This window comes from Bradyrhizobium sp. Leo78 (assembly GCF_059512425.1).
In genome coordinates, this window is the sequence record NZ_JCAMOT010000014.1 from 20,788 (window position 1) to 32,803 (window position 12,016).

General features: G+C 63.4%; 11 protein-coding genes. All 11 read right to left on the minus strand.

All coding sequences use genetic code 11. The features are described 5' to 3' along the window. Positions 1 to 54 precede the first annotated feature (54 nt). The 11 genes from fabZ to AC5ZG1_RS19135 all read right to left on the minus strand — a co-directional run bounded on the left by fabZ (position 55) and on the right by AC5ZG1_RS19135 (position 11,955). Positions 55 to 513: a 3-hydroxyacyl-ACP dehydratase FabZ gene (gene fabZ, locus AC5ZG1_RS19085; protein WP_028162751.1), complete on the minus strand. Its 459-nt coding sequence runs from the start codon at positions 511 to 513 to the stop codon at positions 55 to 57. Next, positions 513 to 1,580 (minus strand): UDP-3-O-(3-hydroxymyristoyl)glucosamine N-acyltransferase, encoded by a 1,068-nt coding sequence (gene lpxD, locus AC5ZG1_RS19090; protein WP_028162752.1) that lies wholly within the window; start codon positions 1,578 to 1,580, stop codon positions 513 to 515. Before lpxD ends, fabZ begins: the two co-directional genes overlap by 1 nt. Before the next feature lie 32 nt (positions 1,581 to 1,612). After that, the gene (gene bamA / locus AC5ZG1_RS19095) at positions 1,613 to 4,192 is read right to left on the minus strand and encodes an outer membrane protein assembly factor BamA (protein ID WP_130229731.1); all 2,580 of its coding nucleotides are present in this window, start codon (positions 4,190 to 4,192) and stop codon (positions 1,613 to 1,615) included. A gap of 175 nt (positions 4,193 to 4,367) precedes the next feature. Further along, positions 4,368 to 5,519 carry an RIP metalloprotease RseP gene (rseP, locus tag AC5ZG1_RS19100; RefSeq protein WP_130229730.1) on the minus strand — a complete coding sequence of 384 codons (1,152 nt, stop codon included), beginning with the start codon at positions 5,517 to 5,519 and terminating at the stop codon, positions 4,368 to 4,370. Positions 5,520 to 5,561: 42 nt separating this feature from the next. Further along, complete coding sequence (dxr, locus tag AC5ZG1_RS19105) at positions 5,562 to 6,785, minus strand: 1-deoxy-D-xylulose-5-phosphate reductoisomerase (protein ID WP_028162755.1); 1,224 nt, start codon at positions 6,783 to 6,785, stop codon at positions 5,562 to 5,564. Positions 6,786 to 6,789: 4 nt separating this feature from the next. Then, entirely contained in the window at positions 6,790 to 7,638 is an 849-nt protein-coding gene (locus tag AC5ZG1_RS19110) for a phosphatidate cytidylyltransferase (RefSeq protein ID WP_496133751.1), read from the minus strand. Further along, positions 7,635 to 8,393: an isoprenyl transferase gene (locus AC5ZG1_RS19115; RefSeq protein ID WP_028162757.1), complete on the minus strand. Its 759-nt coding sequence runs from the start codon at positions 8,391 to 8,393 to the stop codon at positions 7,635 to 7,637. The genes AC5ZG1_RS19110 and AC5ZG1_RS19115 overlap by 4 nt, the downstream gene beginning before the upstream one ends. Positions 8,394 to 8,407: 14 nt before the next feature. Next, on the minus strand, positions 8,408 to 8,971 hold the full coding sequence (gene frr / locus AC5ZG1_RS19120) for a ribosome recycling factor (RefSeq protein ID WP_130229726.1): 564 nt from the start codon (positions 8,969 to 8,971) through the stop codon (positions 8,408 to 8,410). A gap of 152 nt (positions 8,972 to 9,123) precedes the next feature. Continuing rightward, the gene (gene pyrH, locus AC5ZG1_RS19125; RefSeq protein ID WP_028162759.1) at positions 9,124 to 9,840 is read right to left on the minus strand and encodes a UMP kinase; all 717 of its coding nucleotides are present in this window, start codon (positions 9,838 to 9,840) and stop codon (positions 9,124 to 9,126) included. A 66-nt stretch (positions 9,841 to 9,906) separates the two neighbouring features. Next, entirely contained in the window at positions 9,907 to 10,830 is a 924-nt protein-coding gene (tsf, locus tag AC5ZG1_RS19130; protein ID WP_456642364.1) for a translation elongation factor Ts, read from the minus strand. 126 nt (positions 10,831 to 10,956) lie between these two features. After that, positions 10,957 to 11,955, minus strand: a complete 999-nt coding sequence (locus AC5ZG1_RS19135) for a 30S ribosomal protein S2 (RefSeq protein WP_028162761.1) — start codon at positions 11,953 to 11,955, stop codon at positions 10,957 to 10,959. Between the last annotated feature and the right edge of the window lie 61 nt (positions 11,956 to 12,016).

The window sequence follows — 12,016 nt, forward strand, 5'->3', positions numbered from 1 at the left end:
TGCATATTGCAGCGCGCGGTACACGGGACGAAGATTGAAGGCGCGCCGAGCCGATCAATCCGTCAGCATCGCGCCGACATCGGCTTCGGCGACGATCTGACCGTTGACCTTGGCGTCGCCGTGAAACCACCACATGGTCTTGCGGCGGCCGATCGAGCGCATGTGGTACTCGATGGTGTCGCCGGGCATCACGGGCTTACGGAATTTGCACTTGTCGATGGTGAGGAAGTAGACCGCGCGCGGCTTCTCGGTGCCCTCCACCGACTTGATGCCGATCACGCCGGCAGTCTGCGCCATGGCCTCGATCATCATCACGCCGGGATAGACGGGACGCTCGGGAAAATGCCCGAGGAACGATGGTTCGTTGTACGTGACGTTCTTGACGCCGATGCCGCTATAGTCGGCGCGGATGTTGATGACCCGGTCGATCAACAACATCGGATAGCGGTGCGGCAGCGTCTTGAGGATGTCGTTGATGTCCACAAGCTCGAACCTGACCGGTGACTCCTCCATCACTCCCTTTCCTCGCCTTTCGAATTCGGCGCACCGTCACGCACCAGGCGCTCCACCGCAAGGATCTCCCTAAACCACTGTTTGGTCGGTTTGGCAAAGTGACCGCCCCAGCGGCCGTTGGCTGGAATGTCGTCCTTCACGGCACTCATCGCGGTGACCTGGGCGCCGTCGCCGATCTTCAGATGGTTGTTGATGCCCACCTTGGCGCCCAGCGCGACATTGTCGCCAATGGTCAGGCTGCCCGCGAGCCCGATCTGGGCCGCCAGCAAGCAGTGCCTGCCGATGGTCACATTGTGGCCGATCTGGACCTGGTTGTCGACTTTAGTACCCTCGCCGATCACGGTGTCACGCAGGCTACCGCGGTCGATGGTGGAACCGGCGCCGATCTCGACATTGTTCTGGATCAGGACCCGACCGGTCTGCGGCACCTTAAGATGGCCGTCGGGCCCGAAGAAGATGAAGCCGTAGCCGTCCTGGCCGATGTTGCAGCCGGGATGAATCAGCACGTTGTTGCCGATCAGCGTGTTCTGGATCGTGGTCTTGGCGCCGACATTGCAGTCGCGTCCGATCTTGACATCGGCCCCGATCACGGCGCCCGCCCCGACGACAGTCCCCGAACCGATCTCGACCCTGGCCCCGATCACGGCCAACGGGTCGACGATCACGCCGTCCTCCAGATGCGCCGTGGGGTCGATAATCGCCGACGGCGCGATGCCTTCGACACCGAACCACGAGCCCGGCCTGAGCGCGTCGCTGTGCCATTGCCGGGCCAGTTGCACGAAGGCGTGGAACGGCTTTGCGGCCCGCAACACGGCCACATGGGCAGGCACGTCCGCCTCGAAGCGCGGGCTGACCAGACAAGCGCCGGCCTTGGTTGCGGCGAGCTGGTCGACATATTTGAGATTGTCGAAAAACGTCAGATGCATCGGGCCAGCCTCGTCGAGCGAGGCAAGCCCCTTGATCACATGATCGCCCCTGGCGGGATCGACCAAATGCGCCTTCGTCAACGCGGCGATGTCAGCCAGCGTCGACGAAGGGGGACTCTTGAAGAAGATCGGCAGCGCCATTCCATCCGTCGCAGTGCGGCCGACGATCGCGGTTAGAACGATGTTCCGCCGCCAAACTTGAATTGCTGCACGCGATCGAACTGACCCTTGGTAAGTGGGACCGCGTAGTCGAACCGCAGCGGACCGAACGGCGATTGCCAGATCAGGCCGACACCGACCGAGGTGCGGACGACGTTACCATTATCGTACTGCAGTCCAAGGCAGGTTCCAGGATTGGACGGGACCACCCCATTGCCGACAGTTGGCGGAATGCAGCCCGGCACGTTGACCTCGCCCGTCTGCGCCCACGACGTCGGTCCCTTGTAGTCATAGAGACCACCGGCGTCAGCATAGATCGACCCCTTGAGCCCGACTTCCTTCGGCAGGAACCAGAACGGCATCTGCAATTCCGCCGACACGCCCCAGTACTTGGTGCCGCCGAGCGCGTCCATCGTGCCGAACGGGTTGATGTCGCGCGGACCAATGCCGTTCGGAGCAAAACCGCGGACCAGGTTTGGACCCATCTGGAAGTGGTCGAGCATCCGGATCTGATCGTTGCCGACCTGGTTGAGAATACCACCCTGGGCATGGATCAGGCCGACGATATCGGCGACCAGCGGGGTGTAGTACTTCACGTCGATCGCGGACTTGATGTAGCTGACGTCGCCACCGACGCCGGCGAAGTCCTGCTTGAAGTCGACCAGCAGGCCGTCCGTCGGGTTTTTGTTGTTGTCGAGCGTGTTGTAGTTGAGCGAGTAGCCGAGCGCCGACGTGAGTGTCTTGCCGCCCTGCAACTCCTTGCGAACCGGCAGCGAAGCTTCGCCGTCGCTGTAGCACCACAGGCCGAGTCCGGAGCTGTCGGTGGCGCTCTGGCCCCCAGCCGTCGCAGTGCCTCCCGCGGGAATTCCGTTCAGTTGCGCGAAGGCCGGCGACGGGTTGAAGGCAAGCAGGCCGTTGTTGGGATTGTTGTTACAGTTCGCGAGCTGGTACGGCAGGCTGATCTTCTGCTGATAAATCGAGTAGCGGAGCTGCAACGCGAGGTCTTCACGCAGGCTGAAGCCTAGCCGCGGGCTGAAGCCGAGCGTTTCGGTACCGTACGAAATGTAGCTGTTTGCGAGTTGCTGGCGCTGGTACAGGTCGAGACCGAGCGCGACGCGATAGTCGAGCAAATACGGCTCGACGAACGACAGCGAGTAGCCGCGCGCATATTGTCCGTAGGTCACCGACGCCTTCGCAAACAGGCCTCGTCCCAGGAAGTTGCGTTCCGAGATACTGACTTCGGCGAGCGCACCGTCCGTGGTCGAATAGCCGCCCGAGACCGAGAAGTCGCCGGTCGACTTCTCCTCGAGATCGACGACCAGGACGACGCGATCGCTGGACGAGCCCGGCTCGGTGGTGATCTTCACGCTCTTGAAGAAGTCGAGGTTCTTCAGCCGCCGCTCGGCACGGTCGACCAGGGCGCGGTTGTAGGCGTCACCCTCGGAGAGATCGAACTCGCGGCGGATCACGTAGTCGCGGGTGCGGGTATTGCCGCGAATATTGATACGCTCGATATAGGTCCGCGGGCCCTCGTCCACGGCGAACACGATCGAGACCGTGTGATTCTCGAAATTGCGATCGCCGCGCGGCCGCACGACGGCGAAGGCGTAGCCGCGCCGCGAGGCTTCGATCTGCATTTCCTCAACCGATTTCTCCAGCGCCTCGGCGTTGTAGAGCGAGCCGACGGAAACACGCGAGAACGAGCTCAGCGAGTTCGGATCCAGCGTCGCGATCGAAGACTGGTAGCTGACGGACGCCACCCGATACTGCTGTCCCTCCTCGATCTTGAAGGTGACGAGGAAGCCCTTCTTTTCGGGATCGTATTCGGTCAGCGCGGCCACCACCTGCACGTCGGCGAAGCCGTGCTTGAGGTAGAAACGGCGAATCAGGTCGCGGTCGGCCTCGACCCGATCGGGATCGTAGGTGTCGGCGCCGCCGAGGAAGCTCAGCAGGTTTGATTCGCGGGTCTTGATGACGTCGCGCAGGCGATAAGAGGAATAGTAATTGTTGCCGATGAACTCGATCGACCGGACACCGGTCTTCTGGCCTTCGGTGATGGTGAAGATCAGGTCGACGCGGTTGTTCGGCTGCTCGATGATCTCCGGGTTGACGCGCACGTCATAGCGGCCAGAACGGCGGTAGATTTCGACGATACGCTGGGCATCGGACTGCACCATCGGGCGCGAGAAGGTACCGCGCGGCTTCGACTGGATTTCAGCCGAAAGCTGGTCGTCCTTGATCTTCTTGTTGCCCTCAAAGGCGATGCGGCCGATCACGGGGTTTTCGACCACGGTGACGACGATCCGGCCGCCGGCGGGCGTGATTCGAACGTCCTGGAACAGGCCGGTCTCGATCAGCGCCTTCAGGCCATCGTCGATGTCAGCCTGGCTCAGGCGCCCGCCCGGACCCGGCTTGAAGTAGGAGCGGATGGTCTCGACCTCGACACGGCGGTTCCCCTCCACCGTGATCGATTCCACCGTCTGCGCAACGGCAGGCGCAGACACAAACATTGCCGCCAGCGAGGCAGCTACCGGCACAGCGAACATGATCAGAGCGGCAAGCAAGCCCCCCCGCACTCGCATTCCAACAATCATGCGCACCGCGCCCTTATCATTCCACGGCCGGCCCGTTCCCCAACGGACCGGCAGATTCCCAACCTTGCTGCACAGCTTGTAGCCAATTTTGTTACGTCGGCAACCGACTGACGGCTGTGCAATTCCATTTTCATTCCAAGACGTTGCCGTTAGGCAACGCCACAAAAAAGCCGTTTCACGATGCCGCGAGATGGAGAATGTCGTTGTAGGTCGCGAACACCATCAGCATTAGCACCAGAGCGAGGCCGATTCGGAACCCCATTTCCTGAGCACGTTCAGATAACGGCCGGCCACGGATCGCCTCGACCGCATAGAACAGAAGGTGACCGCCATCGAGCAGCGGCACCGGGAACAGGTTGAGAAGCCCGATCGAGATCGAGAGCACGGCGGCAAGGTGAATCAGAGCGGCAATGCCGATGCTGGCGACCTGGCCCGAGATTCGCGCGATCCCAAGCGGCCCGCCGACCTGGTTTGCCGCCTCGCGCCCGGTGAACACACCGCCGATATAGGACAGTGTCCGATCGACCACGAACCAGGTCTCCTTCACCCCGAGCCAGAGCGCGGTGGCGGGATCGACCCGCTCGGTCACTTGCTCGCCCGGAGCGGTGGCGCGGGTGATTCCCAGGATGCCCTGCCGGTGGGTGTTCCCGAAGGGATCCTTGATGTCGCGAAGCTCAGGCGTCGCCTGCAACTGGATCGTGGAACCGCTGCGTTTGACGGTGAAAGTGAGCTGATCGCCGCCGTGGATGCTGACGACGCGCTGCATGTCCGAGAAGCTGCCGATCGTAGTACCGTCGATCGCGGTGATGACGTCACCGACCTGGAAACCGGCGACCGCCGCGGCACTTCCCGGCTCGACCTTATCGACCTGCGCCGTGGTGCTCGGCTTGCCGAAGAAGGTGAACAGGCAGGTGAAGATCACGATCGCCAGGATGAAATTGGCAATCGGGCCGGCGGCGACGATCGCCGCGCGCGGCGCAACCTTTTTGTGATGGAAGCTGCCCTTCCGCTCCTCCGCCGTCATGCCCGAGAGGGTCTCGGTCGAGGGCGTGGAAGCTTCACTGTCATCGCCGAAGAATTTGACATAGCCGCCGAGCGGAATCGCGGAGAGCTTCCAGCGCGTGCCATGCCGGTCGTTGAAGCCGAACAGCTCCGGCCCGAAGCCGAGCGAGAAGGTCAGCACCCTGACGCCGACCCAGCGGGCGACCAGGAAATGGCCGAGCTCGTGAAAGAAGACGACGATGGTCAGGACAAACAGGAAGGGAACCACATAACCGACGAGCCCGTGGCTCAACGTGTTGAAACCATGTACGAAAAACTCGGTCATTCAGTTCCCCTCAACCAGGGCAACAGGCCCGGTTCCAACCCTCTAAGATGCCTTTAAGGCAATTTGAGGCAATAGGGAGGCAGCCCTATTTCTCGCGTTATGGTCAACGGAAATCGCATCATCTGCCGATGTCAGAGGCGCCAGATTGCCGGACCTGATCCAGTCGTCCAAGGTCGCCTCCACCAGCCGCGCGATCGCGCCGAACTTGATCTTGCCGGCGATGAAGGCGGCAACCGCCACCTCATTGGCTGCATTATATACCGTGGTCGCGCCCCGACCGGTCCTTAACGATTCGTAAGCCAGCCGTAGCCCCGGGAACCGCTCGAAATCCGGCGCCTCGAATGTCAACTGGCCGATCTTGGCCAAATCGAGCTTGGCCGACGGCCCGACGATCCGGTCCGGCCAGCCGAGGCAATGCGCGATCGGGATGCGCATGTCGGGCGTCCCGAGCTGCGCGACCACCGAACGGTCCGAGAACTCCACCATGCCATGGATGATCGACTGCGGATGCACGAGCACGTCGATCTGATCCGGTGTCAGCGCGAACAGATAGGAGGCCTCGATCACCTCGAGCCCCTTGTTCATCATCGAGGCCGAGTCGATCGTGATCTTCTGGCCCATGCTCCAGTTCGGATGCTTCAGCGCCTGCTCGAGGGTGGCTTGCTCGATGTCGGCGGGAGCCCAGGTGCGGAACGGACCGCCGGAAGCGGTGATGATCACCCGCACCAGCTCCTCGCGATTGCCGGAGCTCAGCGCCTGAAACAGCGCGTTATGCTCGGAATCGGCCGGCAGGATGCAGGCGCCCGCCTTCAGCGCGCGCTGCATGAAGAAATCGCCGGCGCAGACCAGGCATTCCTTGTTGGCGAGCGCGACCGTCGCTCCGCGATCGACCGCCGCGAGCGCCGGCTTCAGGCCCGCTGCACCACTGACCGCCGCCATCACCCAATCCGCCGGCCGTGCGGCGGCCTCGATGATCGCGCTGTCGCCGGCGCCGCATTCGATCCGGGTGCCCGCCAGCGCATCCTTCAATTCGGACAGCTTGCTCGGATCGGCCACGGCCGCAAAACGCACGTTGAATTCCCGGGCGAGCTTGGCCAGGGCCTGCGCATTGCCATTGGCGGTCAGCGCCTCGACGCGGAAACGGTCGCGCGCACCGCGCAGCAAGTCCATGGTGCTGTCGCCGATCGAGCCGGTGGCGCCCAGCACGGTCACCGTGCGGACCGCGGAGGCCGCAGCCTTGTTGTTTCGCAATGGGACAGCACTCATTTTCTCACCAAACCATAAGACCGCGGCCGACGCCATCCGCGCCGCCCCGCAAGAAGCCGAAAATTGCGGCAACGGCAACCGCGGCGACGAAGCCGTCCAGCCGGTCCATCAGCCCGCCATGGCCGGGAATGAGATGGCTGGAATCCTTCACGCCGAACCGCCGCTTCACCGCGGACTCGAAGAGATCGCCGAACTGGGAAACCACCGAGAGCACCGCGCCCAAGACCAGCAGCGGCACAACCGCGCCGAGGCCGAACACCGCAAAACCCGCCGCGACGACGAGACTACCGACGAAGCTGCCGACCGCGCCCGCCCAGGTCTTCTTCGGGCTGACCCGTGGCCAGAGTTTTGGGCCCCCAATGCTGCGACCGGCGAAATAGCCGCCGATGTCGGTCGCCCAGACGACCAACAACACGAACAGCAGCGCCACAAAGCCTTCTTCCGGATCCTGCCGCAGCAGGACCGAGGCGACTTCCGCGACGGCGGCGTAACAAAATCCAGCGATCGTCCACCGACGTTGCTCGGATGAAATCACAGCGATCACGATCAGCCCGATCGCCAGCACCGATACCGCGGCGTCAAGCCGCCCTGCCCCGAGACAGAGCCCAGCAGCCGCCAGCGCAAGCGCACCGGCCATGGTCATGCGCAGCGTGTGTCCGGCGCCGATGACCATCAGCCATTCGACATAGAGGCCGATCGCGGCGAGCGTGACCAGAAGCGTCCAGAGAACACCGCCCGTATAGGCGATTGCAATCGCAACCGGCGCCAAGACCAGCGCCGCGATGATGCGCATCAAGAGATTGCGCGAGGACGGCTCGCTCCTTGCCGCGGGTGCGGCTTTATCTTGGGTCACGATGCGGTTTTCGCAGCCAGACCGCCGAAGCGGCGCTCGCGTCTGGCGTATTCGGCGATCGCACTTTCCAGCGCCGCCTTGTCGAAGTCCGGCCAATGGATCGGCACAAACACGAGCTCGCTATAGGCCGCCTGCCACATCAGGAAATTCGACAGCCGCTGTTCGCCGCTGGTGCGGATGATCAGATCGGGGTCGGGAATGTCGGGCGTGCCGAGATATTGCCCGAGTGTGTCGGCATCGATCGATGCGGGATCGCGCCTTCCTTCCGCCACCTCCCGCGCCAGCCGCCGCGCGGCGCCGGCGATCTCCTGGCGCGAGCCATAATTGAAGGCGACGACGAGATTGAGCTTGGTGTTTGCCCTGGTCAGCTCTTCTGCTTCGTTGAGCAGCGCGCAGATATCCGGATCGAGTCCCTCGCGCTCGCCGATGACGCGCACCCTCACCCCGTCCCGGTGCAACGTCGCCAGATCGTTGCGGATGAAGCGGCGCAACAGGCCGAAGAGATCGCCGATCTCGGTCGCCGGACGCGACCAGTTCTCCGACGAGAACGAGAAGATGGTGAGATAGAGGATGCCGAGTTCGTGCGAGGCCCGCACCACCCGGCGCAACGCCTCCACGCCGCGCCGATGTCCCTCCGCGCGCGGCAGGCCGCGTGCCGCCGCCCAGCGCCCGTTGCCGTCCATGATGATCGCCACATGCAACGGACTGCCGGTTCGATCCGGTCCGGCAGTTGCAGGTGCGGGGGCGTTCGACATTGGCGCTGTCCAAATCAAACGGTCAGGATTTCCTTTTCCTTGGCCGCCAGCAACTGATCGATCTCGGCGATCACGCCGTCGGTCGCCTTCTGCACCTCGGCGGCGAGCCGCTCCTGATCGTCCTCGGAGATCTCGTGATTCTTCTCGAGCTTCTTGACGACATCGAGCCCGTCGCGGCGGACATGGCGGACCGCCACCTTGGCCGCTTCCGCATATTTATGCGCGACCTTGACGAGTTCCTTGCGACGCTCGGCGTTGAGTTCGGGAATACGCAGCCGCAACACCTGGCCTTCGGTCGCGGGCGAGAGGCCGAGATTCGAATCGACGATCGCCTTCTCCACCGCCTTGACCATCGTCTTGTCCCAGACCTGCACCGAGAGCAGCCGCGGCTCGGGCACGCTGACGGTAGCGAGCTGGTTGAGCGGCATATGCGAGCCATAGGCCTCGACCTGGACCGGCTCCAGCATCGACGCCGCGGCACGGCCGGTACGCAGGCCGCCCAATTCGTGCTTGAGGGACTGGGTCGCACCTTGCATACGGCGCTTTACTTCGTTGATGTCAAAACCAGGCGTGGGCATGACGCTCTCCCTTCCTCTGCATCAGCGTCCGATCAGGTCGGATCGGATCACGATCTAATCACTTCGTTTGAGCATGATCTCTGCGGAAAACCGGTTTCCACTTTTCCGGATCATGCTCGAGAAACCAACCGCCTTGCCGCAACGCCCAAGCGTCAGCCGGCGACGACCGTACCGTGGCCCGTGCCGCGCAGGATGGCGCCGATCGAACCAGGCTCGGCGATCGAAAACACAATGATAGGCAGCGACGTCTCGCGGGCAAGCGCGAATGCGGTCGCGTCCATGACCTTGTAACCGCCGGCAATCGCCTGCGAATGCGTCAGGCGATCGAAACGTTTGGCCGACGGGTCCTTCTTGGGATCGGCGCTGTAGACGCCGTCGACATTGGTGGCCTTCAAGACCGCGTCCGCGCCGATCTCGGCCGCGCGCAGGACCGCGGTGGTATCGGTGGTGAAGAACGGATTGCCGGTTCCACCACCGAGCAGGATGATCTTGCCCTCGGCGAGGTATTTGTGCGCCGCACTGCGGGTGAACAATTCGGAGATTTCCGGCATCACGAAGGCTGACAGGGTGCGCGCCGGCGTGCCCTTGCGCTCGACCGCCGATTCCAGCGCGAGGCAGTTCATGACGGTCGCCAGCATGCCCATGGTGTCGCCGGTGGTGCGGGACACGCCATGGGACGACACCTGCACGCCGCGTACCATATTGCCGCCGCCGACCACGACCGCAATCTCAGTGCCGAGATGGCGCGCCGCGATCAGGTCGTCGGCGATGCGGTCGATGGTGGGCTGGTCGATGCCGAAGGATTGGCTGCCGGCGAGGTATTCGCCTGAAAGCTTGATCACCACGCGACGATAGACCGGCTCAGCCATGATGCTCCCTCATCCCGCGCAAGCAGGTTCCGGCACGATGGCGCCGGAACCGTTCGACCCACGCGGTTACTTCTTGCCGCTGGCCGCCGCGACTTCGGCTGCGAAATCGGATTCCTGCTTCTCGATTCCCTCACCAAGAGCATAGCGCACAAAACCGGCAATCTTCACCGGACCGCCGACCTTGCCCTCAGCTTCCTTGACCGCCTGCGCCACGGACTTTCCGCTATCGTGGATGAAAGCCTGCTCCAGCAGGCAGACTTCCTTGTAGAAGGTCTTCAGGCCGGACTCGACGATCTTCTCGATCACGTTCTCGGGCTTGCCCTGCTGACGGTACTTGTCGGCCAGCACATCTTTCTCGCGCCGGACGACGTCAGGATCGAGCCCGGCGGGATCGATCGCCTGCGGGTTGGCCGCGGCGACATGCATGGCGAGCTGGCGGCCGAGCACGGCAAGCTCATCGGTCTTGCCGGCCGATTCCAGCGCCACGATCACGCCCATCTTGCCGGCGCCCTCGATGACTGCGTTGTGGACGTAGCTCGACACCACGCCCTTGCCGACCTCGAGCGAAGCCGCGCGGCGCAGCGTCATGTTCTCGCCGATGGTCGCAATCGCATCGTTGATCGCAGCCTCAACAGTGACGTCGCCGACCTTGGCCGCCTTGATCTTCTCAACGTCGGCGCCAACCTCGAGCGCGACCTGTGCGACCATCTTGACCAGGCCTTGGAATTGATCGTTGCGCGCGACGAAGTCGGTCTCGGAATTGACCTCGACGACGACGCCCTTGGTGCCCTGGGTCAGGGCGCCGATCAGGCCCTCGGCCGCAACGCGACCGGCCTTCTTGGCGGCCTTCGACAGGCCCTTCTTGCGCAGCCAGTCCTGCGCGGCCTGCATGTCGCCGGCGGCCTCGGTCAGCGCCGCCTTGCAATCCATCATTCCCGCGCCGGTCGACTCGCGCAGGTCCTTGACCATCGCTGCTGTGATCGTTGCCATCATTGAATTCCTTCTTGCCTGTGAAGCGCGGCGGCGCCCTTAGGGCGCCGCCGTCAGCGACAGGGAATGCCTTGATCTGGGAATTGAAGCGCTGGCCGGAAAGGTCCGGCCACGCGGCCGTTCAGGTTATTCCGCTTCCGCGGTAAGCGCCTTGGCCTGGGCGACCCAAGCGTCGGCACGGCTCGGCAGACCGACCTGTTCGCCGATCTTGTGGGCGGTGTCGTGATCGAGCTCGGCGAGCTGCCAGTAGTGGAAGACGCCGAGGTCATTGAGCTTCTTCTCGATCGTGCCCGACACACCGGTGAGCTTCTTGAGGTTGTCGGCAGTGCCACGCGGCCCCGGCAGACCCTGGAAGCCGGTCGTCGCCGACGGCGCCGGGAGTTCTTCCTGTTGCGGCTGGACGGAGGCGCCGATATCGATGCCGGCATCGCCCTGCGCGCGCGAGATGCCGTCGATCGCGGCCCGCGCGACCAGGTCGCAATAGAGCGAAATCGCCCGGCCGGCGTCGTCATTGCCCGGCACCACATAGGTGATGCCCTTCGGGTCCGAATTGGTGTCGACGATCGCGGCGACAGGGATGTTGAGCCGCTGCGCTTCCTGGATCGCGATGTCTTCCTTGTTGGTGTCGATCACAAAGATCATGTCGGGCAGGCCGCCCATGTCCTTGATGCCGCCGAGCGAACGGTCAAGCTTGTCGCGCTCGCGCTGCAGCGTCAGCCGTTCCTTCTTGGTGTAGGAATTGGCTTCGCCGGACGAGAGCACCTCGTCCAGATGGCGCAGCCGCTTGATCGAGGCCGAGATCGTCTTCCAGTTGGTCAGCGTGCCGCCGAGCCAGCGCGAATTGACGAAATACTGCGCCGAGCGCTTGGCCGCATCCGCGACCCCGTCCTGCGCCTGCCGCTTGGTGCCGACGAACAGGATACGGCCGCCCTTGGCGACGGTATCGCTGACCGCCTGCAACGCACGGTGCAGCATCGGCACGGTCTGGGCGAGATCGATGATATGGATGTTGTTGCGGGCGCCGAAAATGTACTCCGCCATTTTCGGGTTCCAGCGGTGGGCCTGGTGGCCAAAGTGCACGCCAGCTTCCAAAAGCTGACGCATGGTGAAATCGGGTACCGACATCGTTTTGATTCTCCGGTTGGTTCCTCCGGAAACGTGTGAGCAAGCGAGCCTTGTCGGCCCG

Coding starts and splice junctions, on each gene's coding strand:
- fabZ (WP_028162751.1), bottom strand. CDS start 513: ATGGAGGAGTCACCGGTCAGGTTCGAGCTTGTGGACATCAACGACATC.
- lpxD (WP_028162752.1), bottom strand. CDS start 1,580: ATGGCGCTGCCGATCTTCTTCAAGAGTCCCCCTTCGTCGACGCTGGCT.
- bamA (WP_130229731.1), bottom strand. CDS start 4,192: ATGATTGTTGGAATGCGAGTGCGGGGGGGCTTGCTTGCCGCTCTGATC.
- rseP (WP_130229730.1), bottom strand. CDS start 5,519: ATGACCGAGTTTTTCGTACATGGTTTCAACACGTTGAGCCACGGGCTC.
- dxr (WP_028162755.1), bottom strand. CDS start 6,785: ATGAGTGCTGTCCCATTGCGAAACAACAAGGCTGCGGCCTCCGCGGTC.
- AC5ZG1_RS19115 (WP_028162757.1), bottom strand. CDS start 8,393: ATGTCGAACGCCCCCGCACCTGCAACTGCCGGACCGGATCGAACCGGC.
- frr (WP_130229726.1), bottom strand. CDS start 8,971: ATGCCCACGCCTGGTTTTGACATCAACGAAGTAAAGCGCCGTATGCAA.
- pyrH (WP_028162759.1), bottom strand. CDS start 9,840: ATGGCTGAGCCGGTCTATCGTCGCGTGGTGATCAAGCTTTCAGGCGAA.
- tsf (WP_456642364.1), bottom strand. CDS start 10,830: ATGGCAACGATCACAGCAGCGATGGTCAAGGACCTGCGCGAGTCGACC.
- AC5ZG1_RS19135 (WP_028162761.1), bottom strand. CDS start 11,955: ATGTCGGTACCCGATTTCACCATGCGTCAGCTTTTGGAAGCTGGCGTG.